This is a genomic window from Providencia sp. PROV156, from assembly GCF_028480905.1.
Taxonomy (GTDB): domain Bacteria; phylum Pseudomonadota; class Gammaproteobacteria; order Enterobacterales; family Enterobacteriaceae; genus Providencia; species Providencia hangzhouensis.
Genome location: NZ_JAMPPE010000016.1, coordinates 38,151 through 63,709 on the forward strand (window position 1 = coordinate 38,151; position 25,559 = coordinate 63,709).

A 25,559-nucleotide genomic window follows, 5' to 3' on the forward strand; every position below is an offset into this window, starting at 1 on the left:
CAGGTGTTTTTTTATGGTCACAAAAACCATGGAAAGCTACACTACCGGTGTTTCATGCAAATAAAGCCAAACACACTTTTCGGGTTCGACCCTGATACATGCAGTCGAAATTCTTAACGACTCAATACCATTTATTTGCTGTTTTTCTTGATACTGAACCCAGCAATAGCCATTGTCTTCGCGCAATGGAATCAGATTAATACACTCTGTAGAAAATGATGTTCTAGCCCCTACATTCTGACTAAATAACTGAGTCACTGCATTTAATCCAATACAATGGCCTTGTGTGGTAACCATTTTGAAGTTGTCATCGAAGCTGGCTAATAACGGCGCCAAACTTTTATTACCACGACGCCCTGTAAAAATATCCTCAATAAGAATATGTAAATCCACCACGCTTTGCTGCGCTCTTCCCATTGTTTCACTCATTTATTTTTCCTTGATCACTGAAATTAATGAAAGTAACCCGAGTATTGATGCAATAAGAAACGTAAATTGATAACGTAATAAATCACTCGAGAAAGTCATTAAGCTAAATATAGAAATAAATACGACTGCACCAACACTAAATGCGACTTGTCGATTAATATTCCATAACACGCTACCTTGAAGTAAATCTTTGTCTTTGAAATCCATCAACGAGCTAATTTGTGCAGTATTGGCGCTCAACCCTCCGCCCATCCCCATCAATAAATAAGCGATTATCAATAAACTGAGCTGGCTGGAAGATGAGACCCAATAAAGCAGAAAAATACCAAAGCTATGTAATGTAATACCAATAATAAATAATCGTTTTTTTCCTATCTGTAAGTAAAGACGTCCACCAGTTAACATTGATATTACCGCCCCCAATGCATATAGCACCATAAATAGCCCGGTTTTTGCTGCACTGAACCCCATGTTCTCTTGTAGATTAAAAATATTGAGTAAATTAACTCCCGTAAAAATACCGGGAACAGCATAGTAAACAATAAAAGCATTACGCAGATTGCTATTTTTCAATAACTGAAAATTTAAAATAGGTTCTCGACATTTTTGGGCATATTTAAGGTAAACAATAAATACGAATACAGAAGTAAAAAAGCTCGCCAAAGCCAATAGTAAATTGTGATAATCATTATAAAAAGAGAATGATAATAATAGGCTTAACAAACTTAAACTCACCATTATTAGCCCCAAACTATCTGGCTTTTCTCTTATTTTTTTCCCATCATTTTTTATCCATATCCAAGCGAGTACTGCCGTTAGTAATGAGAAAGGTAAATTAGAATAAAAGACCCAATGCCAAGACAAAGAATCAATAATTAGGCCGCCAATTGCAGGTGAAAATGCGGGAGCAATTAACGCGACTGTCATAATCAATGTTGATATACGCTGACGATCATTATTTGGAAATAATGCGAAAACTAACGCCTGACCTACCGGAATTAATAACCCTCCCGCAGCTCCTTGGATAAAGCGCCAAAAAATTAAGCTATATATTGAATCACTGCTTCCACTGAGCCAAGCTGCAATAGAAAAAAGTAGCATGGAATAACACAGTAATTTTTGGTTACCTAACCTACCTGCTAACCATAAGCTGATTGGCATCACCAGAACTAAACCTAAAATATAGGCATTGGCAACCCAAGCCACTTGAGATTGGCTTGCTGAAAATGATGCAGCAATGTCAGGTAATGCTATCGCTGACATAAAAATATTAATACAATCAATAAAGAAACCGAGTAAAAATACTGTGGCAATTTTGTATCGATAAGTCATGGACTTCCTCCAGTGGCAAAGAATAGGTTTAAGTACTTTCTTTGTCGATACAAGGGAGGTAACATGATTGTTTAATAAAAAAGAACAATCGTTATCATTATGCAAAGAAATCTTAAAAAGATTATCAGTTTTCTACAGGTTGTTGATTCGGGTTCATTCACTAAAGCCGCAGATATTTTAGGGCTAAGTCGCTCTATGGTTAGTGTCGATATCAAACAATTAGAAGCTCAGCTTAATGTAAGCTTGCTAACACGAAACACGCGAAATATTGCATTAACAGAGGTAGGAAAACATTTTTATGACGACTTTAAACGTATTCAAAATCAAATAGATGAAGCATTCGAAAAAAGCCAAAATTTAGGGACGAATATTGCTGGTTTGCTACGTTTTTCATCAACGAGTGAATTTGGCCAACGTTTTATTTTGCCGCTACTCCCTGAATTTTGCCGCCTTTATCCTAAGTTAAGGTTACAATATTCATTTAACTCATCATTAGATGACCTGATCACAGAAAAACTCGATTTATCTATTCGATTAGGTAATTTAAAAAATTCATCTCTTAAAATGAAAAAACTAGGTGAATATGAGATTTACTTAGTCTCCACTCCTGAATTTCTAAAAAAATACCCAATCAAACAACTCACTGATTTAGCAAATGTCCCATGGATTAACCATGCGCTATTAAACTGGCAAGATCCTCAATATTTTTTACAGAATTCAAAAAATGAAAAATATTACTTACCTTTAATTAAAAACCAATATGAGTCTAATTCTGCGGCCGTTATTCACCATATGGTGCTAGCCTCTTTAGGTATTGCTATCTGCCCTGCTTGGATGGTTGACGACGACTTGCAGCATGAGCGTTTAGTTCATGTGTTACCCGAATACCGTTTACCGAAACAAAATATTCAATTACTTTATCCAAATACTTTTGTTTTACCGGCTAAGACACGTGCATTTATCGATTTTTTAGTCGATAAATTAGCTGTAAATAAATAAAAATATAAAGATATAAAGATATATCGATTCAATGTTTCTAAAGTGTAGTTTCTAATCTACCACAGTATAAAAACTCATTTTTCTCATTGTTCATGGCTATTATGCCCTCCATGGCATAATAGTTAGCATTATTTCTTAGATGCTAAATAATCTTGCAGAGTGCCTTCCGGTTTTTTCTTACAAAACTCAACAATCTGAGGGACCTCAGCAACACTTTGCTCTGTTAGCGCAACATAATCTCCACCTTTAAATTGCGTTTCTTGGTTTGTTACCCATAACGCAACAGGTGCCCAGCTTTGAGGATCTAAATTAATAAATTGCTGGCAAGTCATATTCTCAGGTGTAACCGTATTTTTGTCTGCTGCCATTGAGTTAAATGAAATTGTAGATACAGCAAATAATACACTAGATATAATAACCTTTCTCATTTTAAACTCCTTTGGAAAATTAAAAACATATAATCATGTGGCTGGTTATTATTAGCATATTATTTATGAGAATTACATATTCCAATTTTGATGATTAAATTTATACTGAATTAAAGAATCGAATAAAAAATAATAAAAACAATCAATTACAAATAATGACCCAATTAGAGCATCAATATAAGATTTGTTTTTTTATAGAAAAGCCACTTATAAAAAGTGGCCATAAAATTTAACTATACTACTTTTACTTCCATCTCTGCAGGGTCTTTAATTGGTTCATTAACAAAGAAGAAATAAACCAATGATGCAAGGAATGCGACCGTTGCACAAACAACAAGAGCTAAGGTAAATGAATGTGTTTGGTCAATAATAATACCGGTAATAATCGGAGCAAATGACCCTCCAATAAAACCACCGAAATTTTGAATACCACTCACTGAGGTAATTAAACGAGAAGGCACTGAAACTAAAATCAATCCCCAAGCAGAAGTCCCTGCAAAGTGAATAGAAAACAAGGCCATACTAATACAAGCAACAGCTGAAAATGTGCTGTCAGTATAAGCAGCAGGTAGTGTAAACATGGCAGCAAATAATAAGCCTAAGCAAATCATCCATTTACGGCTTTTCATTTTGTCAGCGCCACGTTTCACCACATAGTCTGCAACAACACCATTTACGAGCATTCCAAGCGCACCAAATAAAAAGGGTATTGCGGCAACCCAGCCAGTTTTTTCTAGACTTAAACCTCTGGAGTTTTCAAGATAAGCGGGCAACCATGTTAGATATAGCCAAACCATATAACCCACACCATTAAACCCAATAATCATTCCCCATAAAGAACGTTGTTTAAATAATGATGCCCATTCTTTGAAAGAAACTTTATTCGTTGAAGATGGTGGAGCTCCGTCATTTAAATAGTTTAATTCATCATCTGTTAATTCTAATTGTTCACGATTACGATAGAAAATAAACCAAAGTATAGACAGAATAATCCCACTAATACCGATAATAATAAACATTGTACGCCAGCCAAAAGCTAACATTAATGCAATGAGCAAAGGTGGAGCCAGCGCTTGAGCTAACGTAGAGGACATATTAACAATCCCCATAGGTAATCCTCGTTCACGAATATTATACCAATCATTAACGACTTTAACGCCTGTAGGTAAATGTGGGGCTTCACCAATACCTAAAATAACTCGCGCAATAATTAAATGGGTAAATGAAGATAATAGCCCTGTAACCGTTTGTGCTAACGACCATAAGAACAAACCAAAGCCATAAATCTTTTTAACTCCAAAGCGCTCCATTACCATACCTATAGGTAATTGGCATAACGCATAACCAAATGAAAATACTGATAACAGTAATCCCATTTGGGTTGCACTAAATCCTAATTCTTTACTTATTGTAGAGTTAGCAATAGAGAGTGATGCTCTATCTAAAAAGTTAATGATACCTGCTATCAACAAAAATGTAAGCGCAATAAGCTGCCAGCGCTTTAGTCTTTTACTCGCATGTAGTGACATAATTAAGTACCTTTAAGACGTAACAGGACCCTGCGGAATAATATTTACTCCGCAGATTTATTTTATTAATAATCTTTAGTTGTTATCTATTATTTACGACTTTAGCTTTAATATTAATTCTATTTCCACTGGCGTATCAAAAGGCAATGTATTCGTACCTATTGCTGAACGTGTATGCTTACCTTTATCACCGAGTATTTCAATTAAAAAATCTGAAGCTCCATTCATGACTTGTGGCTGGTTTTTAAAATCATCAGTGCTTTGTACAAAGCCCAATAATTTTATACATTCATCAATTTTATCTAAATCTCCTAAATAGGCTTTTAACGAGGAAAATATATTAACAATACATTGTTTTGCTGCTTCTTGGCCTTGCTCGACTGTTAATTCTTTACCTAATGTACCACTATAAATTAATACTCCATCTTTTTGACAATCATGGCCTGATGTATAAAGTAAATCACCATACTGCTTAATAGATACATATGAAAACTTTGGTGCCTCTGGTGTGGCAAGTTTAATTCCTTTTTCTTCTAATTTCTTCTCAATATTCATTCAATTTTCCTATTTATTCAGCAATGTATTTGCCATGTCATAATAAATTTCAGCCGCAAGATATAACTCTTTTATTTCAACAAACTCATCTTTAACATGAGCTTGAGCTAGTCCCCCAGGCCCCATAATAAGTGTAGGGATCTGGCTGGTAACCGAGAAAAAAGGCGCCTCACATGTCGCTTCAAATATTTCAGGTAGCGCTGTTTTTTCTATGAAACGGCTCACTGTATCTAATGCAACTTTAGTTAATTCGTGATCCGCTGGGATATCTGAAGCGGGAATAAATAAGTAATTATCTAAGTGATAATCTATCTCTTCACCTTTATTATATTGCGCGATAGCTTGATGTAATCTCGCTTCTATTTCTTGTTTTTCTTCCCCTGGAACGAGTCTTCTATCTATTTCAATATCACAATGCTGCGGAACAATATTCGGAGCTGTGCCACCATTAATAGTGGTTATAATCATTGAAGCACAACCTAATAGTGGATGACTAATTTCCTCAACAGAAGCGCGATGTTGTTCTATAGCAGGTAGTATTTTAGACATCTTAGAAATTGCACTATCAGGATAACGAGTTTTTGCTGCATGGCCTGCAGTGCCTTTAGTACTTAAATTATAGCGGCTAACGCCTTTATGTGCGATGCATACACCAAGAGAAGTTGGCTCACCAATAATGGCATAATCTGCAGAAATTCCATCTTTAATATAATGCAGCATGCCAAGATTAATTCTCTCCTCATCCACATTAAATACTAAAGTTAAATTACCTGAAAATGTATCTTGATTACGTTTTAATAATGTTGCCGTATACATCATTGCAGCAACACCAGATTTCATATCTGCAGCCCCTCTCCCAAAAACCTTTCCATCTTTAATCACAGGGTCGAATGGCTCGGTACTCCAACCACAGCCACAAGGCACAACATCTATATGACCGTTAAATAATAAATGTTTACCTTTTCCTGAACCTTTTAAATGTGCAATAACATTTGGACGACCAGGAGCTACCTCTTGCATTTCAACATCAATATTTTCTTGTTTAAAATAGTGATATATAAATTCAGCAACTTGTTGTTCTTCCCCTGGCGGGTTTTCGGATTTATGCCGAATTAAGGCACAAAGAAGCTCTAGCAACTCATGTTGTTGCTGTTCATTTAATTTATACATTTTATTCTCCGATATTTAATATCGTGCGTCTGGTGTAATAATATGGTCTATTTCATTATTATTTAATGCATATATTTTGTTTGTTAAATTAGGAATGACACAACTGTGATTCGGTATAATATTTAATACATCACCAATATTTAATTTAATTTGTTTTGGGTCATAGCGAAGATAGCCATGTTCTTCATTTAATTTAACTAGTTTTATAGTTGGGTCTTCCACTATATAACCAAAGCCTGGTTCTGCAGATTGGTCAGAAGTTAATGTTTTTGTCCCTGCATCTACTGTTGCATACCCCTCAATAGGAATACTCACAACAGTTGTTCTTATTGTTAAAGCGCAATCTTCAGGCGTATAAATACCACCATAGATAGCATTCATATCTCCAAAAATAAAGTTCCCAGCCCGTGACTCTGTAATCCCTTTTAATTCATCAGCATAGAATGAAGATAGTGTTGACCCGCCAGATGTCCGAGGCGCTGTAATACCCGATTTTTCTAACCGTTCTTGGCAAGATAATAAAAGATCTGCTTCTGCTTTTGCCGCTTTACGTATTTCAGGCTCGGTTCGGTATTGGTATATTGTTCCTGCATAAGTAAATACACCAATAATTTTCAAATTAGGTAATTTTTGTATTGCCAGTGCAAATGGCTCTAAGTCATCTAATTGAATACCTTCCCGGTGAGCACCATAATCAACAGCAATATAGACCTCAATAATTTGGTTTTCTTGCTTTGCTGCTGCTGATAATTGTTCAGCACCTTGTAGGCTATCAATAATCGTTCTTAATTTTATTTTTTTAGCTAACTCAATAAATTGCTGACATTTTTGTTCACCAATCATTGGGTAAGCAAGCAGAATATGATCAATTCCGCCTTTCGCCATAACCGTCGCTTCTTGCAATGTGGCACATGTAATTCCTTTTGCACCACAGGCGATCTCAAATTTCGCTAATTCTACTGATTTATGTGTTTTTATATGCGGCCAGTGTTCAATACCTTGCTGTGTTAGCTTGCCTGTCATGCCTCTGACATTTTTTTCAAGTTGCTGTAAGTCTAAAGCAACGTAAGGCGTTATTGACATAAAAACCTCTCTTATTCTTCATTATTGTCTTCCCCTTTTAATTCCGCTAAATAGGTATAAAGGGTATATTTGGAAATATTTAAAAACTCACAGATTTTCTCACCTGCTTTTTTGATTAAGAAAGCACCTCTATCATCAAAGAATTTAATTGCATCCATTTTTTCTTTTTTACCCATATTGATGACAGGGACTTTGATAACCTGCATGCATTCTTGAATAAGGTGATCTAAAATTTCATTAACGTCCGTGACAAAAACTTCCTTAACCGTATCTTGCTCAATACTATTACGTTGTGTAATGCCTTGAATGGCTTTTTCTGCGGCAATAAATTCTGAGATATCTTGATTAATACAAAGCGCCCCAGAAACTTTGCCAGTTTCATCACGTAAATAAATTGAAGTTGAACGCAACATTTTCCCATCTTTGGTTTGGGTAAAATAATTGTATTTGTCGCCATCAACATCTGTCCCACGCAGTACCTCAAGCCCTAAATTACTACTTGGGTCTCCCACCTTTCGTTTCGTAACATGGCCATTAATAATTGCAACAATACTACTTTCTAACCCTTTGCTATGGTCATGTAATACCACTTCACAATTGTCGCCAAATTGGCCCGCAATTCCTTTCATAACTGCCAATAACATTTCAAAGTTGTCTTGAATAATTTTCATTTTCTACCAAACTTATTTTAAGCCTAACTAAATATTAGTTAGATAATAATGGGGGCTCAATCAAGATTTGAGCAATTTGTGATCTATCTCTTGATTCTAGCTAACAAATTTTTAGCTGGCATGACTAACATAGCAATACTCCCAGTTTATAAAAAAACTGGGAGATATGATAGAACAAGGGGTTTCAGAGAGTTTATTGATAAATGGGAAGCTATGCGGAGACAAATTAGCGACCTAACTTTTTGTTAGTTTCTATTACCAACAAAAAGTTAGCAGCCCTATTTTTATAAACTCACCCAAAACACGCCAGTTTCTCGGATCTCTGTAAATTGATTTTGGAATTCGACTAAGTTTTGTTCTGGATTTAATGCGCTAAATCGTTCTGGATGCATAAATTTAGCCATAGCTTCAATGGCAAATATATTCATCGGATTGTTGTAAAAATTATGGTAAATCGCCATAACGCGCTTTTCTTTAACTGCCGTTAATGATGAGATCCCTTGTCTATCCATTAATACTGATAACTGCTTCTGCACGTTAGCTTTATTTGCATTATATCCTAAGCTTACTGCGAGCGAACGACGATTAAAGTTGTGCCAATCGGCGCCTGTCAGTAAATAATATTCTGGGTTTAATGTAATAATATTCTCAATGGAACTTTCAGCCCCTTTTGCAGGAAAGCTATCTGCAACTAGATTATTTCCACCTGCCAGGGCCGCTAAAGAACCGTAACCTGAACGACCATAAAGTTGACAACAATTATCGCTAAATAACCCTGCATTCGCTTCAATCAAAACAGTTGGAAATGGCTGAGCTAATTGGCTTTCAATCGCATCTAATTTTTCTTGGTACAGTTTCGCAAACTGTTCAGCTCTTTCTTGTGTTCCTAATAATTTCCCTAATAATAAAATGCTTTTCGGCGTGTTTTTCGCGATATCCATTCGAAAATCAATAAAAATAACTTGAATACCGGCGGCTTCAAGTTGCGGTAAAATTTGGCTATCACGCATCGCACCATAATTAGCCTTATGCATAATTACCACATCAGGCATTAATTCGATCAATTTTTCAACTTGAAGACCCGCTTCACGAGTTTTCTTTAAGGTTGGAATTTTGTCTAATTCAGGCAACACACTGAAATAAGCTTGTTTTAAATCTGGCGCGTACTGCGTAAGCGAATCACTCCAACCCGCAATACGAGATATCCCACTTTTACCCGCAGCAATATCCACTGGCAAAATATCACGACTATCCACCAAAAATAATTTTTCAACGGGAAGATTAACTGTGACTTCACGACCTTGTAAGTCGGTAATCACCGTTGGCGTTTTTGCCTGCCCCCAAAAGCTTAGTAAGCACAATAATCCTGTGAGAAATAATTTCATGGAAAATCTTTTACCTTAAATTTAAATAGGTTGGTATGAATAAAGCCACTGTACAGTGGCTTATCATTAGTTAAAATATCAAATTAGAAAGTCACACTGTAATTAAGGGCAAAAGTTCGGCCACGGCCTTTATAATCGTACAGGTTTGCAGCGCCATATTTAGGGCTATATAAGCTTTGTGCCCGCTGTCCCCAAATTGTGGAGTAATTTTTATCCAGCAGGTTTTCGACAGCAAAGCTAACTTTACCCACTGGTAGCATATAACTTCCTAATAAATCAACGGTATTATAACCATCGAGTTTCTTACCAGCCGCATCCGTTAAATTGAACGTTTGCTGGCTTTGTAAGCGTAGCGCCCAGTCATTCGGCTCCCAACCAATATAGGCATTCACTTTTGATGGGCTCGCGAAATCAACGCTCCATTTTTCCCAACTACCATCCACTTTAGTTTCTGATTTTTGTAGATTGAAGTTACTTCCAACACTCCAATCTGAGTCAGCAAAGAAGTAATCCACCGCACCTTCTACCCCATAGATACGGCGTTTATCGGTTTTCATATAGATGGTCATGTCATCTTTATTAATGCCGTAGCTTCTATCAGACAAAGAATAATAGGTAGCAACTTGTGTGCGTAAGTTTTCCCCTGTGTAACGCCATCCTAACTCGAAAGAGTTAACCTTAATTCCTTTTACCTTGGTATCATTAATGTTAACACTTTTATTGAGATGATAGTGGCCATTGGCATCTGGGGTCTTCGCATAATCACCTGTTCCGTAATACTTAGCAATATCAGGAATTTCAAAGCCTTGAGAGAAATTAAACCATGTTTGTTGCTCTTCGGTTAAGTTAACCAGCAGCCCTGCGTTAAACAGTAAGTTGTTGTAATCCGTTTTCCCACCCGGTACTGCATCGGCTGATTTACCTTTGCCGTTAGCAATCGCTTCTTGCTGTGCATAACCAATAAAATCATCGACTTTATTTTCTGTGTACTGATAACGCACACCACCGCTTAACGTGAACATTGGCGTAATGTCATAACTACTTTGTAAAAATGTCGCCATATTCGTCGTGGTATAGCTTGGATAGCGGCCAATTTGGAAATCTTTAGTTAAGTCCATTCCCCCGGATTCTTTCGCTTTATCTAAATCAAAAAACATTTGGTTCGCACGAAATTGCTCATGCTCTGCATCCACACCATAAGTTAACGTTAATTCATCGATAGGTTGGCTATTGAACGTCAGCTTAGTTCCATAAAAATTGGTTTTTTGATCCGATGAGCTGATACTTGTAACATCTTTGCCTGTAAGGGTTGGGAAAGGATAAAACTTTTGTGATTCATCACGATAATAAACTTGTGCAACAAAATCCTGCCCAAATACATCTGCATTTGAATATTGTAAATTGAGCAAATTACGCTCAGTTCCCGGCAAACGGTCAGAACTTAATTTGCTGCTGTTATAAGCTTCACCTTGCCCTTTAACCGCGGAAAAATTTTTTCCTAAATAGAGGCCGTGTTTACCATCAGACTCACTTTTATAATGCTGATAAACAGCTTGAACCTGTTGTTTTTCATCGATTTTGATAGTACCTGACGCCATCACATCCAAACGATCAGAAAATTGCAGCCCTGTTTGGGTATTATCAATATTAATCGCATTACCTTTGCCATCATACCAACCGCCATAGCGTTGATAAGCAACAGAAACACGTCCGTGAGCGTTCTCATTACCACCACTTACTGCTGCAGCAATATTTTCATCGTGATCTTTACCACTGTTAAAGCCTGTTTTTCCACCTAATTGCAGGGAAACTTGTTTTTCTTCTTGGCCTTTTTTCGTCACAATATTAATCAAGCCACCACTGCTACCACCACCGTACATCGCCGTTGCGCCTGAAATAACTTCGATATGATTAATATTAAAAGGATCGATAGAATCTAATTGGCGACTATCACTACGAGAAGAGTTAAGGCGTACTCCATCCACCATCACAATCATTGAACGGCCACGCATATTCATGCCATAGTTTGTCCGCCCTTGGCCACTGACACTCATTCCTGGAATAAGCTGCGCTAAAATATCTTTTAATTCTTTTCCACCTTCAGCTTGCTGCTCAATTTCAGCATTATCAATCACCCATGTGGTTTGTGCCATTTCTGAAACGGTTTTATAACCACGTGTAGCAGATACGGTTATAGACTCTTCTTTTTTATCGGCGCCAAATACGGAGGGGGAAATAAAAGGGAGAAAGCAAGGAGAGATAATAAAAAAATGCTTTATTTTCATTAAATTAAACCTTTACATTATTAGAATTGCTGTTATTGAATCTAAAAAGTAAATCACAATGCATAACTAAATTACTGTTTATTATTTTATCAAATAATTATTATCAACAGTAACTAAGAATCAAGATAAATATAAGAATTATTATTATTAACAACAGATAATGAAAGGTTATTCAGTACTAGTCACGCATCCTTGCGCAAGGTCTTCCTATTAATTACTTAACGCTAACGACTGCAATATAATTCAATTTTCCACGATTTTGCCGAAAATGACGGAACATACGCAAAAATTGGGGACGATTTTCTTTCTTCAATGCATTACGGATAATCTTTAGGGCACCCAAAATACCTTCATCGTAAATCAACCCTTTTGGTGATAGCAACGTCATTGGCCCAGTGTGAGATACCACTTGCTGGAAGCCCGCTTGTTGAAATAATTCTACCCATTGCGCTTCAGGTAATGGCTGTGCTTTAACATTAATCGCTTGCTGCATTTGGGAAACCACACTTTGAACAGCTTGGGCATCCTTAAATGCAATATCATGGGTTAATAAACAGCCACTCGGTTTTAGTACTCGATAATACTCCTGCAATAGCTTCGCTTTCGCTTTATCGCCGTACATGGTTAGCATGGCTTCATTAATAACCACATCAAAACTGTTGTCCTCAAACGGTAGTTTTGATGCATCCGCCATTTGGATTGTCACTAAATCTGTTAGCCCTTTATTCGCAACATTCTTTTGTGCTTGTACGAGCGCCTGCTTGTCCATATCAATACCCGTAATATGACAATGGAATTGGGAGGCAATTTCAATGGCAGTGGTTCCCATATTACACGCGACTTCAAGAACTTGGCTGTTCTTGTGTAACCCTGATTGGCTAAGTAACCATTCGGTTGCTTCTTTTCCCCCTGGGCGTAAACGTTTTTTCCCCAAGCGTGCTAGAAATTTGTGCCCTGCTTCGTGGGCGGTAAATGATTGGTCCATTTTCACCTCCAAGTTAATGTGTACAAGCCGTTTCAGGCTCACGTAACATAACTAACAGCATTTTTGCGGGCTCAAGCGCATCTACCGCATGAGGAATATTAGCAGGCATTCTGACAACTTCCCCCGGTTTAGCCATTACTGGCTTTCCTTCGATGGTAAGTTGTAAGCTCCCTTCAACAACCATCACAATCGCATCAAAAGGGGCGCTGTGTTCAGACAGCGCTTGGCCTTTATCAAAAGCAAATAAAGTGATATTTCCCCCGGCATTTTTCGCTAATATGCGGCTTGCAATACCTTGTTCAGTATAATTAATTAACTGATTGATAGTCAGCGCTTCTGAAGGTGTTATTGTGTTATTGCTCATCGTTTAATATTCCTTAATTCAATCGTTTTCATTCAGTTATCTAAATAGCGGAATGACCCCTTGGGTCTGCCGGCCTTGATAATCCATTGGCGTAATTGCGACGGGTAATTGGTACAGTTGTGTCAGGTTTTCTTCCGTTAAAATTTGTTCAGTTTCACCAAATAAACAACCGCTGCCGTTAAATAACAACAGTGAATAATCAGCGATATGCAGCGCATGCTGTGGATAATGACTCGTGAATAAGATAGTCATTCCGCGATGTATGGCTAAGTCACGTAAGACGCTGAGCACACTGTCTTGGTTGGCAAGGTCCAATGCGGATGTAGGTTCGTCAAGAATCAGAATTTCTGGTTCGCTGGCTAATGCCCTCGCAATCATGACCATTTGTTTTTCCCCTCCACTGAGGCAGTTAAAGGGTTGGTCAGCAAATTTGCTTATGCCTAAGTACGCTAAACACTGCTCTACAATTTGGTTATCTTTTTCATTGGGTGAGGCATACCAAGGTAAATGACGAATACGCCCGAGACTCACCATAGTGCGAACAGAGTAATGAAACAGTGAACCACTAAGCTGTGGAACATAAGCGACGGGTGCATTTAGGGAAATATTGCCTGTTGATCCTTTTTGTAAGCCGAGTAGTAGTTTTAATAAAGTTGTTTTTCCGCGGCCATTTGGCCCTAAAATCGCGCCAATACTGCCCTTTGGTTGCCGAAAACTAACATTCGTAAATAATTGGCGTTGGGCTATTTTGAAATTAAGGTGTTCAACTTGGATCATAAATCGGCCACCTTTTTATTCAATGTGTGGATCAGTAGTGCAAAAATAGGGGCGCCGATCAGTGCGGTGATCACACTTAATGGAATTTCTGCATTCGTCATACTGCGTGCAAAGGTGTCGACAGCTACCATATAAATCCCACCAATGACCGCACTGGCAGGCAGTAATATCCGGTGATCATGCCCTACCATTAGCCGTGCAATATGTGGAACAATCAGCCCTACCCAGCCGATGGTGCCGGATACCGCCACTGTCGCACTGGTGATCAAGGTTACGCTGAGTAACACAGTCCAGCGGGTTCTATTAATTTTCATCCCTAAAGCTTGTGCATTTTCTTCCCCAAGGGACAGCACATTGATACGAAAACGCAGCGCAAAAATGACCAAGACACAGACCAGCACAACCGGAAAAACAATATTGAGTTTGAGGTAAGACGCACTGGCAAAGCTGCCCATAAGCCAAAAAACAATGGTTTGTAACGTGTTGTTTGGGTCTGCAAAATAGGTAATTAACGAAATTAATGCAGCAAAAAAAGCATTAATAATGACTCCAGCAAGAATCAACATTAATAGCTGGCTGCCTTGGCGATTCAAACCCAATAAGAAAACCAGCACGATAGCTAGCAACCCACCGATGAAAGCCAATGAAATGGTGACCAACAAAGAAGAAAATAATAAAATAGCTAGCGCGCCACCCAATGCAGCCCCTGATGAAACACCAATAATTTGCGGCCCAACTAATGGGTTGCGGAAAATACCTTGCAAAGCCGCCCCCGCAACCGCCAACCCAGCCCCTGCCGTTCCTGCTATCAGAACACGCGGTAAGCGCACATTCAGCACCACATTTTGTTCCGTTCGGCTATAGTTCCCCATCATTTCATTACCAAAAATAGTGTCATAGAGAATATGCCAAACCGCGGAAAACGAAACTGGGTAACGCCCACAGCTTAGGGCCAAAACAAAAGTCAACAATAAGCAAATGGCAAAAACGAACCAAAGATATTGGGGCTTACGCATGCGGTTCCCCCATTAAAGAAAGGTAGTGTTGGCTACTTTTGTTCATCTCTATTTGCAAAATTCCGTCAATTTGCTCATCTGACACGTCATAGCCATAAAGTTGCTGATATCTAAGGCGAATTTCCTCACGCAATGGCATTTTCATCGTTTCTGGGTGAAAAATCATCGATAACCATTGCCAGTACAGTGGTGTTTCTTGGTTTGGTGCATCCCAGATAAAACCACCAATAGGGAGCTTATACACACGCTGGTTTTTCACGGCGGTGACTTCACTTAGCATAGGGTTGCGGTAAACATCAGCTGGCGATAACCCTTCTTCGAAATTACCCAATAGAATAATGTCAGGGTCCCAAACCAGAATTTGCTCAATATTGAGTGTTCTTGGCCCAGTGAGGTCACGGTTTAAGCTCACCCCACCCGCCAGTGCAAAATCTGCATTGTTGTGTGATGTTGAGCCAAATGTTTGAATACTCTGGTTAAAATGGGATAGATACAGGACTCGGGGCTGCTGCGCTTCTGGGATTTTAGCGGTGGTTGCCGATAATGCATCGACAACTTGTTGCCGCCACTGGATCATCTTTTGCGCTTTATCATTGTGGCCAAGTGTTTGCCCCATTAGGCGAACCCACTCTTGCGTATAGCGTTCTTGCCCATAATCTAACGTAGCAACAGTCAGCCCTGCATCACGCATAGGAGAAATAATGTCATCTCCTCGATGCCCCCATTGCCACACTAAATCGGGCTCCACATTAAGTAATGCTTCAATGTTTGGCGTAAAATTGTTACCCACCACATTTGAATTCACTTGTAGAACAGGAGAAAACATTTGGCTTAGCATGCCATCTCGCGCAGCAACCTTTGCAAAAGGATGCATTCCGACTAATTTTTCACTGCTTTCATCCATGCCAACTAACATCGAAGCGGCAGGGATTGGGATCACAACAATACGTTTTGCAGGGGCTGATAAATGAATTTTATCACCTGACATATCTGTGAAATCAACAGCTTGTGATGCATATACATTGGCTATTCCACCAAAAGTTAGAAAAACGGCGGCGAGTCTAAAAGCATTATTTATCATAGGGTTATTCAGCTCTCTGCTAACATCTCAATTGATAATGTGTATGATTATCATTTATACTTAAGCCATTCTAAGACGGCGTAAGAGGATGACCTATGACATTTGTCAAAAACGTTTTCCCCCATGCACAATCACTCAATGCCCTTAAATCGTGCTTACTGTTTAATGGGGTAGAAGATGAGAAACTGGCATTACTGCTGGAAAATTGTGGCCATATTCGCTTTAAAAGTGGTGAAATTCTGAACCATGAAGGGGAACCATTTAAGCATTGTCCCTTGATGATCAGCGGGCAAATGGAAGTGTATCGCCACACCTATTTGGGTGAAGAAAAAATTTTTGGTTTGTTTTGTACGGGGGAAATTGTTGCCATCGCAGCCGTTTTTATGCCTCACAACCGTTATCCCATGAGTTTACGGGCAAAAACCGACGGTGAAGCTTTGCTACTTGATAAACGCGATATTTTACGACTATGCCATGCCTGCCCGCAAATTATGGAAAAACTGCTAAGGCGTTTTAGTAGCAAACTATATGAGAACATTAACCATATCGACTGGCTAACTTCGAGTTCTGCTGAACAACGGCTAGCGGCCTATATTCTCGATTTAAAACATAAGCAACTGACTTCAAATATTGTTTTGCCTTTATCTCGGGGCCAGCTCGCGGCTAAATTAGGCATACGTTACGAAACACTCAGTCGGTTAGTTTCTGGGTGGCGGCAAAAAGGGTTTATTGATATCGAGAAAGACACTGTGCATATCCATAATGAAAACTACTTAACGAAATTATCTATTTCTGCACAGCGCCCATTTTAAGAATAACGCATTAACGAATATTAATGCGTTTATTCATTATTAGAAGTTATAGGTTACACCACCATTCACATTAAAGCCCATACCGGGGAACAAGGTGCTATCTTTTGCTGTGACGGTCTGATTAGCAACTGATGTTGTCGCATAACGTTCATCCGTTAAATTATCCATCGATAAATACACAGACCACTGCTCTGTTGGTTTATAGCTACCTTTAAGCCCTAATACGGCGTAATGTTTACGTTTTTGAATATCGAGATTGTTTTGGTGATCAACAGCCATATCCGTTGGCGCCCAATGAATATTTGGCCCGAAGCTCCAATCCCCAATTTCATATAACACCTCGGCAGCGACAATATTGCGAGGAATACCTGCGATATAGTTGCCGTTATACTCTCCCCCCATAAAACGGAAATCATTATAAGTCCATGAAACTCGGTAATTGATATCCCCCGGCCCTGCGCCAACACGTCCTGTCAGCCCAGCTTCTAAGCCTTGATGGCGGGTTTTCGCGGCATAATTAAACACGCCAACAACCGTCCCTGCACTGTCATAAGTGGTAATATACTCATCTTTAATTTGGCTGCGGTACAGCGCAAGGTTCCATTTCAACCCATCAGTGACATCCCCTTCCCCACCAATTTCATAAGTAATGGCTTTTTGTGGTGAGAGTTTCGTCAGTTTTCCATTGCTAGAGTTAATAATTTCCCAAAATGTTGCAGGTTCTTCACTCGCACTGATATTAGCAAAGTAGCGCTGGCTTTCCGTTGGGCGCCAAATAACCCCCGCTTTTGGTGTCCAAAATGTCCAACTTTGGTCTAACGACAAATGACTTTGCCGTTTTTCTACGTCACGGCGTGCATGCGTACCTTTGACATCTAAGTTAACTGTCACTGTTGGTGTAATATGTAAGTCTACCCCCACACTGCCATAGAGGTTTTCAGCTCGGCCATCATATTTGCCTATTTTTGTTTTGTCTGCCGGTGTCCCTTTACGGTTTTGCATTAATTCAGTCTGCAAGGTCATTTGGTCCCATGCAAGTGCCGTACGATATGTCACGGATTCAGTTTCAATATTATAGGTAAATTGTAGTCCTTCACTGTGGCTGCGGCTAAAACGGTAGTAAGCGGGAGTAGTAAAATTATCATGAGTACGAATGTGCCAAACTCCAGCGCCAATCGCTTGGTTATCCACTTGCCAGTCAGAGCGGTTAGCCACTCGGAATTGCTCAACATTACGGTGTGGGTCACGTAGCCACACCATCGGGTACACATCTGTAGGGTTATTATTGAGTACCTCTTCAGAAACAGGCCCCGCAACGTCAAAGCGCAAATCTGTCCAACTCAACCAAGTTCGGTTTTCAAAATTATTAGTCACATAACCAAAGTTGCTGCGTAACGTTTTACGTTGAGAAGCAGAGTGTTTGCGATAGCCATCAAAATGGTCATAAGTGAAATTAACACGACCATCAAATACCCCATCGTCAGAAACGCCACCAAATGCCGTTTGTAACCCTTCGCGACCATGGGAGCCGTACTCATAACGTAGGCGGCCTTGCTCGTTTCGACCCGTGTAAGAGAGCACATCCAATTCACCTCCCAAACTATTACTTTGTGGGTTAAGGCTATTTGCGCCGCGGCGTACACTCACCATCCGCGCATCACGCATTTCTAAGGTGCTGATGTGAAAACTGCCGTCAGCATCCGTCGCGGGTAAGCCATCTTGGAGCAGCAATACACCACGAGCAAGCGGTGCGCTTTGTACTCCAGACCCACGAATATTCAAACGCGGCTGATCAATACCACCAAAGAAATTTTGAATCACAAGCCCAGGCTGATAATCAAGAGCATCTTGTAAGGTCGCAAGGCGAGTCTCTTTTTCGATAACAACTAAATTTGTTCCGCCAGCCACTTTTTCAAGCTTGCCTTTTTCTTGCTGTTCACTCGGTGACAAACGGCTTTGACCTGTTGAAGACGTGACGATCAGTTTGTCCGATGTCACTGCTGGTGCAGCGAACCCAATTGGTGTCGCCAAAGTTCCTATACCTAAAGTGAGTGCAATACAATGCGCCAATTGGTGCCGTTTTAAACGATAAGACATATATTCACCCCAATAACAGTAATGGTTATCATTTTCATTTAAGGGGTTTAAAATAGAGGATGGGTTTAGATATCCCTATGACATTTGTCAAAACCAAAATAAATTAATTTATTATTTATATTAAAATTATAGTTTCCATTAAATTCTATTAAATTATCAATCTTGTCATAAATTCATTTTCACTTTTAAATAACGTACCCAACCTAATGCTTAAATAATTAAAAACATATCAACATATGTTATATAAAAAGAGAATATATGAATATAAAAACCTTTAAATTTATCGATAAGGATTCAAATGGCATTGTCGTTAATTTTGATAATGGAAACAAAAAAACAGTCACAATTAGCTTATTTTTAGATAATGAAAATATAGAAACCATATCAACTAATAATGACCATTATCTTTTCAAGGTAGGTAAATCGGGAAACTACCATGTAACTATCTCATTTGTTGATAGTAATAAAAATATTTTACACTTAATTGATAGCCCTGTTAGCTATCGTCTTCCCCATCAGAAAATCAATAAAAAAATTAAAGCAGAAGTAAAATCGAAAACCATCAACCATAAAATAGATGGGATTGATAAATATTTTTTAGAAATTAAATCTGAAATAAAAAGTTCGCATTTTATTATGGATGCTTTATCAAATGAATTAGTTAATTCAAAATTAATTTTGATTAAATTAAATATTCGCTCTTCCGTTACGCAATGTGAATATTTTAACCTTTATGGAGAAAATAATTATGACGATTTGCTTGAACTATCGCAACGGCTTGAAAAATTAGATTGTGTCAGCTACTGCTGCATCTGCCCCAACACAACAGGCTACCACCCCCCCAAACTCCCTATAAATAGCCAAACTATTGAAGAAAAGATTAGCAGTGATGAGATAACCCCCGATTTCACCGAGTTACAAAAATATTTAGATGCACCAATGGGCATGAATGTGAGAGAGGCATGGGCAAAAAATATTGATGGCTCGCTAGCGGTTGTTCGCCATATGGATTTTGGTGTATACCAAAACCACGAAGACTTTAAAGATGCAAACCTTGCTGTGGTAAGTAGTCGGCCTGAAACGCAAGATTGTAACCATGGTACCGCTTCAACAGGTTGCATAATTGCGACTAAAAATGAATTTGGTGTCACTGGCATTGCACATGGTTGCCAATTTTATTTCTATGATACCGACGACTTGGATCAACTTACGGATGATACTCAGCCGGGTGACATTGTTAGTTTCGACCTCCAATTTCGCATTGAGAATAAATTGCTTCCTATCACATCCATCCGTAATTGGTGGGAAAGAATTAAAATTATGGTCGATAAAGGTGCAACCGTTCTTCTAGCAGCAGGGAATGGTGGCTTGGATTTAAGCAAACCCGAGGTTATGGATGATTTCGGTGACAATGGCAGCATGTTAGTAGGCGCTTGCTACCACCATACAGGGAAACGTGCGCTTTTTTCAAATTATAATCAAACAAGCTCACTGATTAATTCATGGGGAGATTGGAGTGTGACCACCACAGGCTATGGAAAACTACAAAAACACCCCGGCAATGAACGCAATTATACCGACCGTTATTCAGGAACATCGAGTGCAACACCACTATGTTCAGGTGCACTCGCATTAATTCAAAGCTATGCTAAACAGCATCAAATTATTCTGTCAGCGTGGGGAATGCGCGAACTGATAAGAAAATCGACCTATACGGAAGGTGTTAACGATGGGATAGGCTATCGGCCCAATGTAAATCAGTTATTAAACGAAATTGATAAGCTTGCCCAAATTACTGAATAATTCTGTTATCGTTAAGCCATAATGTCGGCCTATTATTTGGCTAGTGAGATAACCCGGCTACACACTTTCTCTAATAACGCTTTGTTATGGCTAAAAATAACCATTGCGAGTGGTCGCTCTTCGGATAATTTCAGTAACAACTGCCAAATTTCTTTTTGCAAATTGGCGTCTAACTGTGCGGTGATTTCATCGGCAATTAAAATTTTCGTTCGCGGGTCAAGGGCTCGCAGTAACGCAATACGAGCAAGTTCACCACCCGATAACTCACTGGGAAGCCTTTCAAGCCAAGCAGGTTTAATCGAAAAGCGCTCTAACCAATGGGTTTCTGGCTGCCAAGCATCAAATAAACTCGCCCCCACCTTGCGATAGGGGTTAAAGCTTTTTTCGGGATGTTGGGGGACTAATTGAATTGGGCAATAACCTTGTTGAGGTAACGGTTGCCCTTCAAACAAAATGGTTCCTTGGGATGCCTTTTGCCACTGAGCTAATACTCGGCCCAACGTGGTTTTCCCAAAACCACTGGGCGCAGATATCCCAAGACGTTCACCGCTAGTCAGTGATAAGCTAAAGCCATCCCACAGCCGCTGCCCACCTTGTTCAATGCATAAATTATTTACTTGTAAAATAGGTTCAGTGATACTCATTTACTTGCCATAAATTGATGTTCCGGTAACGCATTCCACAACGATTGCAGCCATTTTCCACCGCCGCCTTGTTGTAGCTTTTGGCTGCTTAACACTTCTTCCAACGCTCCGTTACGCAATAAGGCAATACGGTCAGCAAAACGTACAGCCATGGATAAATCATGGGTGACCCATAAAACACCTCGGCCATCGTGGCAAAGCGATTTAATGTTTTCGAGCAGTTGTGTAGCATGGTCATCATCCAGCCATGATGAAATTTCATCCGCTAAAATATATTGCGCGCAAGAGAGTGTCGCACTGCTGGCGAGTACCCGCTTTGCCATTCCACCGGATAACTGGTTTGGGTAGCTATCCACTAGTGAGCTTTGCAAATTATATTGCTGTAAGTGCCGTGCAACATCGTGCATTTTAATATGCTGCCCACTTAACACTGCGGCACGTTCTAATTGTGGGCCGATACGAATTAATGGGTTAAGTGCGCTAACCCCTTGAGGTATATAGCATAATGTATTACCACGGTGTTGCGCTTTGCTTTGTTCGGTCAGTTTTTTACCATTAAGGTGAATACCACCACGACAGCGCATATTATGGGGAAGTAACCCCAAAACACTCTGTAATAACAAGCTTTTACCTTCCCCGCTCCCACCCACCAGTGCAACCATCTCACCGGGCTGAATATCCAATGAAATCCCTTGTAGTAACGGAGCCCAACGCTTGCGCCCTAACCAACGAAATTGCGCGACATCCACGGTGAGATTATCAAGACTCAACATACGGCCCCCTTCAACCAAAGCTGCTGCAAGGCTTTAGCAAATTGGTCAAATAATAACACTAGCCCAACTAAGGCAATGCCTGGAAAAACCACCAGCCACCAAGCTCCTGTGCTGAGATAACGCAATGCATCGGACAATAAAATACCCAATGAGGGCTCATGGGGCGATAAACCAAAGCCTAAGAAACTTAACGCCGCACTGTGTAAAACCGCATGGGGAAACATTAACAACGTTCCTACCATCCATTGAGGCAAAATCATCGGTAAATAGTGATAACGCCAGCGATAAAACGCACTGTTACCAATACGTTGAGATAACATAATATAATCTGACTGGCTAACTCGTTGTAACTCTGAACGTAAAATTAGGGCTAATTTTGGCCAATGTGTCAGTGCAACGGCCCAAATCACCCCCATTTTTCCACCACCCAACGTAAAACAAATCAATACCAGTAATAAAAGATGTGGCAATGCCAACATGGCATCAATAACGCCACGCACTATATAGTCCATCACTTTGCTTATTGAAGATAAACCGGCCATGACAAGTGCAATAAAACCACTGGTAATCGCTGCCATAAGGCCGATTTGCAAGCTAGTTGCCACCCCTTGAAAGGTTCTGGCAAATAAATCACGCCCTAAATTATCTGTACCAAATAGATGCGCCCACGAAGGTGGCAAACGCCTATCGAGCAAATTCATTTCAATATCATTGAGGGAGAGACCAAACGCATAGATACTGACAACAACCAGCAAAAGCAACGAAAAAGCTAACTTAAATAAAGCGCGATTAGGGTTATATGTCATGACGCTCTCATCACTCCCTTATTCACTTTTTTTAGTAGGCTGTCAGCTACCGTATTGCTAAAAAATATTATCGCGGCACATAACATGACAATCCCCATCAATAACGGAATATCTCCACGCAACCCTGCATCAATCGTCGCCTGACCTAAGCCTGGATAGGCAAATACTTTTTCTGCTAATAATGCCCCACTTAGTAATTCACCAATAGAAGCAAACTGTAAACAAATTGCCGGGGTAATAGCATGTTTTAGTACATGAAACCCAATCATCGACCAACCATTATCCCCTTGAGCCTGTGCGTAATGAATAAATTCACTGCTCATCACTTCAACAACTTTGGCACGTGTATGCAATGCGATATTACCCACGCCTAACATACCCAACGCAATGACAGGTAAAACTAGGTGATGAAGTTTCTGTGAAAATGTTGCCGTTTGCTCATCCAAGCCTATCGGCCAAGCACAGCATATCGGAGCCCACTGTAATGTCACCGCAAACAAAGACAACAACAGCAAACCTACCCAAAAAACAGGAATTGAAGCCAGTAAATAGCATAATGTTGAGATGAGTTTGTCTGGCCAGCGGTTTAAATAACGCCCAGCCACTAAACCCAATGCAAAACCAACAACTCCAGAGAACAGCCAAGAACTAATAAGTAGAGCTAAAGAAGGCGCAAGGCGGTCAGCAATCACTTGAATTACTGGGGTGTTATAGAGCATGGAATAACCAAAATCCCCCTGTAACACTTGTGAAAACCAACGCCAGAACTGTACCCATAATGGCTGATCAAGCCCCCATCGCGCGGCAATTAGCGCATATTGCTCAGGGGGAACATGCAGTAAGTCATTGCCAATATAGGCTTTTATTGGGTCGATAGGCGAGTAACTCAGCAGGATAAAAATTCCCGCTGCCGTTACGGTTAATAAACAAATAAATCGCAATAAAAGCCCGAGTGCGGTTCGCATTACTGACAGGTCCACGCCCATTCATCGACATTATTTAATACTGACCAAGAACCATGAATTTCAGGGGCACTAGTACCTAAATCAACACAATTATTCAGCAAATAAATATGTTGCAGGTTCATTAACCAAGCCCATGGAGCATCACCTTTAATACCAACACCCGTGTTACCATTCCAATCCACTTGTTGCCATAATGGAATCGCTGCCTCTTGGTCAGCTTGTGCTAACGCTTTTTCGATTAGTTCATCAACTGCTGCATTTTTATAATAACCGGGGTTATAAAAACCAACACCAGCTGCTTTGCTGCTGTAATTATGGACAATTTCCATCGGGTCTAAGCTTCCCCAACCAAACAATGTTGGGTTAGCATGCATCTGTAGCTCAACGGTTTCCCAACTTCCCGATTTTAAATCCATTTCGATACCAATCGGTTTTAAGCTTGAACGGATTGCCTGAGCAAGGTCACGACGTGTGGTATCACCACTGGCATACCATAATGTCAGTTTCGCCACTTTACCATTTTTCTCACGTAGACCTTCTTTATTCAGCTTCCACCCTGCCTCTTCTAAAATAGATTTGGCTTTCTCAAGGTCACCATCTTTAAAAGCGGAGTCTGGGTTATTCCATGGCAGCCCTGCGACGCCAGTATAAGCCGGTACGGCAAAGCCTTCTAATACGGATTCTGCCAATAGTTTACGGTCAAGTGCATAGTTAATCGCTTTACGGACAGCAACATCAGAAGTGATGTCGTTACCGATAGGGTTACCTTGAGCATCTTTCTCACCCGCGGGTGGAATCGGGAAAGAGATACCGCGGTTTTCCACGCTATAGCGCTCAACCAATTTCATGTTTTTCACATCATTAGCATTCGCTGCTACTGCGGCAGGGATACGAACGATTTCCAGTTGATTGCTTTGTGCCGCAGCAAAGGCCGCATCTTCATCAAGGAAGACAAAGACCATTTTACCAAAGTCATTTTTTGGCCCTGCATAATACGGATTTTGCTCGACAATCAATTGCTGCCCCGGCTGGAATGCGACTAAGCGATAAGGGCCTGCGCCAATCGGGTTATGTGCATAGGTTTTCGCATCATATTTATCTGCACAAACAATCCCTAGCGAGCCTAGTACATTAACAAAGGTACTTTGTGGGGAAGATAACGTGATCTTCACGGTTAGCAGGTCAACTTCTTCTGCTTTGGCAAAGTTGCCCATATCCACCTTACCGCCACTTGCCGCGGCATTGTTATAAGTAAAAACCACATCTTTGGCGGTCAATGGTGAGCCATCGGAAAATTTTAAGCCTTTTTTCAGCTTAAGTGTCCACTGTTTACCATCGGCATTATGTTGATAACTTTCAAGCATATAGCTATGCCATGAGAGGTCAGCCTTTTGTTTCAATAATGGGCTATGCAACAGTAGATAGCTGCCATGGCTCCACCCAAGCATAGGGTCAAATCCTTCAGTGGGCTCTGAACCAATAGCTAAACGTAAGGTTTGTGATTGAGTAGGTTCCACGGCTTGAGCTTGCAGTGTGAGCCCCATCAGGCACATTGCTGCAACGATATTTT

General features: G+C 39.9%; 24 protein-coding genes. 3 read left to right on the plus strand and 21 right to left on the minus strand.

What is annotated here, in order from left to right:
* Positions 1-36 precede the first annotated feature (36 nt).
* Positions 37-429, minus strand: coding sequence for a hypothetical protein (locus PSF31_RS12910; protein WP_096864064.1), 393 nt, complete (start codon positions 427-429; stop codon positions 37-39).
* Positions 430-1,761: an MFS transporter gene (locus PSF31_RS12915; protein ID WP_164560936.1), complete on the minus strand. Its 1,332-nt coding sequence runs from the start codon at positions 1,759-1,761 to the stop codon at positions 430-432. It abuts the gene before it with no gap.
* Positions 1,762-1,860: 99 nt separating this feature from the next.
* Between PSF31_RS12915 and PSF31_RS12920 the strand changes: the two genes are divergently transcribed.
* Complete coding sequence (locus PSF31_RS12920) at positions 1,861-2,760, plus strand: LysR family transcriptional regulator (RefSeq protein WP_004257812.1); 900 nt, start codon at positions 1,861-1,863, stop codon at positions 2,758-2,760.
* A 128-nt stretch (positions 2,761-2,888) separates the two neighbouring features.
* Here PSF31_RS12920 and PSF31_RS12925 read toward each other — a convergent pair whose 3' ends face one another.
* From PSF31_RS12925 to PSF31_RS12985, 13 genes are all read right to left on the minus strand, one after another.
* Entirely contained in the window at positions 2,889-3,188 is a 300-nt protein-coding gene (locus PSF31_RS12925; RefSeq protein WP_036958008.1) for an HdeA/HdeB family chaperone, read from the minus strand.
* 233 nt (positions 3,189-3,421) lie between these two features.
* Positions 3,422-4,717, minus strand: coding sequence for an MFS transporter (locus PSF31_RS12930; RefSeq protein ID WP_004257818.1), 1,296 nt, complete (start codon positions 4,715-4,717; stop codon positions 3,422-3,424).
* Positions 4,718-4,810: 93 nt separating this feature from the next.
* Positions 4,811-5,272 (minus strand): RidA family protein, encoded by a 462-nt coding sequence (locus PSF31_RS12935; protein WP_096864063.1) that lies wholly within the window; start codon positions 5,270-5,272, stop codon positions 4,811-4,813.
* A gap of 9 nt (positions 5,273-5,281) precedes the next feature.
* Entirely contained in the window at positions 5,282-6,442 is a 1,161-nt protein-coding gene (locus tag PSF31_RS12940; RefSeq protein ID WP_272683198.1) for a M20 family metallopeptidase, read from the minus strand.
* A gap of 15 nt (positions 6,443-6,457) precedes the next feature.
* Complete coding sequence (locus tag PSF31_RS12945; RefSeq protein ID WP_096864061.1) at positions 6,458-7,525, minus strand: alanine racemase; 1,068 nt, start codon at positions 7,523-7,525, stop codon at positions 6,458-6,460.
* A gap of 11 nt (positions 7,526-7,536) precedes the next feature.
* On the minus strand, positions 7,537-8,196 hold the full coding sequence (locus PSF31_RS12950) for a helix-turn-helix transcriptional regulator (protein WP_004257829.1): 660 nt from the start codon (positions 8,194-8,196) through the stop codon (positions 7,537-7,539).
* Positions 8,197-8,480: 284 nt separating this feature from the next.
* Positions 8,481-9,581 (minus strand): ABC transporter substrate-binding protein, encoded by a 1,101-nt coding sequence (locus tag PSF31_RS12955; RefSeq protein WP_004257836.1) that lies wholly within the window; start codon positions 9,579-9,581, stop codon positions 8,481-8,483.
* A gap of 83 nt (positions 9,582-9,664) precedes the next feature.
* Complete coding sequence (locus tag PSF31_RS12960; RefSeq protein ID WP_096864059.1) at positions 9,665-11,866, minus strand: TonB-dependent siderophore receptor; 2,202 nt, start codon at positions 11,864-11,866, stop codon at positions 9,665-9,667.
* Positions 11,867-12,080: 214 nt separating this feature from the next.
* Positions 12,081-12,851: a class I SAM-dependent methyltransferase gene (locus PSF31_RS12965; protein ID WP_096864058.1), complete on the minus strand. Its 771-nt coding sequence runs from the start codon at positions 12,849-12,851 to the stop codon at positions 12,081-12,083.
* Positions 12,852-12,864: 13 nt separating this feature from the next.
* Positions 12,865-13,215 (minus strand): cupin domain-containing protein, encoded by a 351-nt coding sequence (locus PSF31_RS12970; RefSeq protein WP_096864057.1) that lies wholly within the window; start codon positions 13,213-13,215, stop codon positions 12,865-12,867.
* Positions 13,216-13,251: 36 nt separating this feature from the next.
* Entirely contained in the window at positions 13,252-13,992 is a 741-nt protein-coding gene (locus PSF31_RS12975) for an ABC transporter ATP-binding protein (RefSeq protein ID WP_004257851.1), read from the minus strand.
* A complete protein-coding gene (locus tag PSF31_RS12980; protein ID WP_096864056.1) occupies positions 13,989-15,008 on the minus strand; it encodes a FecCD family ABC transporter permease in 1,020 nt (339 codons plus the stop codon). The genes PSF31_RS12975 and PSF31_RS12980 overlap by 4 nt, the downstream gene beginning before the upstream one ends.
* On the minus strand, positions 15,001-16,089 hold the full coding sequence (locus PSF31_RS12985; RefSeq protein WP_096864055.1) for an ABC transporter substrate-binding protein: 1,089 nt from the start codon (positions 16,087-16,089) through the stop codon (positions 15,001-15,003). Before PSF31_RS12985 ends, PSF31_RS12980 begins: the two co-directional genes overlap by 8 nt.
* Before the next feature lie 95 nt (positions 16,090-16,184).
* Here PSF31_RS12985 and PSF31_RS12990 point away from each other — a divergent pair, with 95 nt between their 5' ends.
* Entirely contained in the window at positions 16,185-16,901 is a 717-nt protein-coding gene (locus PSF31_RS12990; RefSeq protein WP_004257865.1) for a Crp/Fnr family transcriptional regulator, read from the plus strand.
* 39 nt (positions 16,902-16,940) lie between these two features.
* Here PSF31_RS12990 and PSF31_RS12995 read toward each other — a convergent pair whose 3' ends face one another.
* Positions 16,941-18,998: a TonB-dependent receptor family protein gene (locus tag PSF31_RS12995; RefSeq protein WP_096864054.1), complete on the minus strand. Its 2,058-nt coding sequence runs from the start codon at positions 18,996-18,998 to the stop codon at positions 16,941-16,943.
* Positions 18,999-19,256: 258 nt separating this feature from the next.
* Between PSF31_RS12995 and PSF31_RS13000 the strand changes: the two genes are divergently transcribed.
* Positions 19,257-20,801, plus strand: coding sequence for a S8 family serine peptidase (locus PSF31_RS13000; protein ID WP_096864053.1), 1,545 nt, complete (start codon positions 19,257-19,259; stop codon positions 20,799-20,801).
* 32 nt (positions 20,802-20,833) lie between these two features.
* Here the strand turns inward: PSF31_RS13000 and PSF31_RS13005 are convergent, their stop codons facing one another.
* Genes PSF31_RS13005 through PSF31_RS13025 form a run of 5 tightly spaced genes read right to left on the minus strand, consistent with a single transcriptional unit; the run spans position 20,834 to position 25,542 of the window.
* A complete protein-coding gene (locus tag PSF31_RS13005; RefSeq protein WP_164561286.1) occupies positions 20,834-21,427 on the minus strand; it encodes an ATP-binding cassette domain-containing protein in 594 nt (197 codons plus the stop codon).
* Between the two features lie 14 nt (positions 21,428-21,441).
* Positions 21,442-22,218, minus strand: coding sequence for an ATP-binding cassette domain-containing protein (locus PSF31_RS13010; protein WP_096864051.1), 777 nt, complete (start codon positions 22,216-22,218; stop codon positions 21,442-21,444).
* Positions 22,212-23,024, minus strand: a complete 813-nt coding sequence (locus PSF31_RS13015) for an ABC transporter permease (RefSeq protein WP_096864050.1) — start codon at positions 23,022-23,024, stop codon at positions 22,212-22,214. Before PSF31_RS13015 ends, PSF31_RS13010 begins: the two co-directional genes overlap by 7 nt.
* Positions 23,021-23,989 carry an ABC transporter permease gene (locus tag PSF31_RS13020; RefSeq protein ID WP_072503031.1) on the minus strand — a complete coding sequence of 323 codons (969 nt, stop codon included), beginning with the start codon at positions 23,987-23,989 and terminating at the stop codon, positions 23,021-23,023. Before PSF31_RS13020 ends, PSF31_RS13015 begins: the two co-directional genes overlap by 4 nt.
* The gene (locus PSF31_RS13025; protein WP_232062968.1) at positions 23,989-25,542 is read right to left on the minus strand and encodes an ABC transporter substrate-binding protein; all 1,554 of its coding nucleotides are present in this window, start codon (positions 25,540-25,542) and stop codon (positions 23,989-23,991) included. The genes PSF31_RS13020 and PSF31_RS13025 overlap by 1 nt, the downstream gene beginning before the upstream one ends.
* Positions 25,543-25,559 lie beyond the last annotated feature (17 nt).

Bases quoted from the DNA above. Each gene is read 5' to 3' on its own strand.
- PSF31_RS12910 (WP_096864064.1), bottom strand. From the start codon at position 429: ATGAGTGAAACAATGGGAAGAGCGCAGCAAAGCGTGGTGGATTTACAT.
- PSF31_RS12915 (WP_164560936.1), bottom strand. From the start codon at position 1,761: ATGACTTATCGATACAAAATTGCCACAGTATTTTTACTCGGTTTCTTT.
- PSF31_RS12920 (WP_004257812.1), top strand. From the start codon at position 1,861: ATGCAAAGAAATCTTAAAAAGATTATCAGTTTTCTACAGGTTGTTGAT.
- PSF31_RS12925 (WP_036958008.1), bottom strand. From the start codon at position 3,188: ATGAGAAAGGTTATTATATCTAGTGTATTATTTGCTGTATCTACAATT.
- PSF31_RS12930 (WP_004257818.1), bottom strand. From the start codon at position 4,717: ATGTCACTACATGCGAGTAAAAGACTAAAGCGCTGGCAGCTTATTGCG.
- PSF31_RS12935 (WP_096864063.1), bottom strand. From the start codon at position 5,272: ATGAATATTGAGAAGAAATTAGAAGAAAAAGGAATTAAACTTGCCACA.
- PSF31_RS12940 (WP_272683198.1), bottom strand. From the start codon at position 6,442: ATGTATAAATTAAATGAACAGCAACAACATGAGTTGCTAGAGCTTCTT.
- PSF31_RS12945 (WP_096864061.1), bottom strand. From the start codon at position 7,525: ATGTCAATAACGCCTTACGTTGCTTTAGACTTACAGCAACTTGAAAAA.
- PSF31_RS12950 (WP_004257829.1), bottom strand. From the start codon at position 8,196: ATGAAAATTATTCAAGACAACTTTGAAATGTTATTGGCAGTTATGAAA.
- PSF31_RS12955 (WP_004257836.1), bottom strand. From the start codon at position 9,581: ATGAAATTATTTCTCACAGGATTATTGTGCTTACTAAGCTTTTGGGGG.
- PSF31_RS12960 (WP_096864059.1), bottom strand. From the start codon at position 11,866: ATGAAAATAAAGCATTTTTTTATTATCTCTCCTTGCTTTCTCCCTTTT.
- PSF31_RS12965 (WP_096864058.1), bottom strand. From the start codon at position 12,851: ATGGACCAATCATTTACCGCCCACGAAGCAGGGCACAAATTTCTAGCA.
- PSF31_RS12970 (WP_096864057.1), bottom strand. From the start codon at position 13,215: ATGAGCAATAACACAATAACACCTTCAGAAGCGCTGACTATCAATCAG.
- PSF31_RS12975 (WP_004257851.1), bottom strand. From the start codon at position 13,992: ATGATCCAAGTTGAACACCTTAATTTCAAAATAGCCCAACGCCAATTA.
- PSF31_RS12980 (WP_096864056.1), bottom strand. From the start codon at position 15,008: ATGCGTAAGCCCCAATATCTTTGGTTCGTTTTTGCCATTTGCTTATTG.
- PSF31_RS12985 (WP_096864055.1), bottom strand. From the start codon at position 16,089: ATGATAAATAATGCTTTTAGACTCGCCGCCGTTTTTCTAACTTTTGGT.
- PSF31_RS12990 (WP_004257865.1), top strand. From the start codon at position 16,185: ATGACATTTGTCAAAAACGTTTTCCCCCATGCACAATCACTCAATGCC.
- PSF31_RS12995 (WP_096864054.1), bottom strand. From the start codon at position 18,998: ATGTCTTATCGTTTAAAACGGCACCAATTGGCGCATTGTATTGCACTC.
- PSF31_RS13000 (WP_096864053.1), top strand. From the start codon at position 19,257: ATGAATATAAAAACCTTTAAATTTATCGATAAGGATTCAAATGGCATT.
- PSF31_RS13010 (WP_096864051.1), bottom strand. From the start codon at position 22,218: ATGTTGAGTCTTGATAATCTCACCGTGGATGTCGCGCAATTTCGTTGG.
- PSF31_RS13015 (WP_096864050.1), bottom strand. From the start codon at position 23,024: ATGACATATAACCCTAATCGCGCTTTATTTAAGTTAGCTTTTTCGTTG.
- PSF31_RS13020 (WP_072503031.1), bottom strand. From the start codon at position 23,989: ATGCGAACCGCACTCGGGCTTTTATTGCGATTTATTTGTTTATTAACC.
- PSF31_RS13025 (WP_232062968.1), bottom strand. From the start codon at position 25,542: ATGTGCCTGATGGGGCTCACACTGCAAGCTCAAGCCGTGGAACCTACT.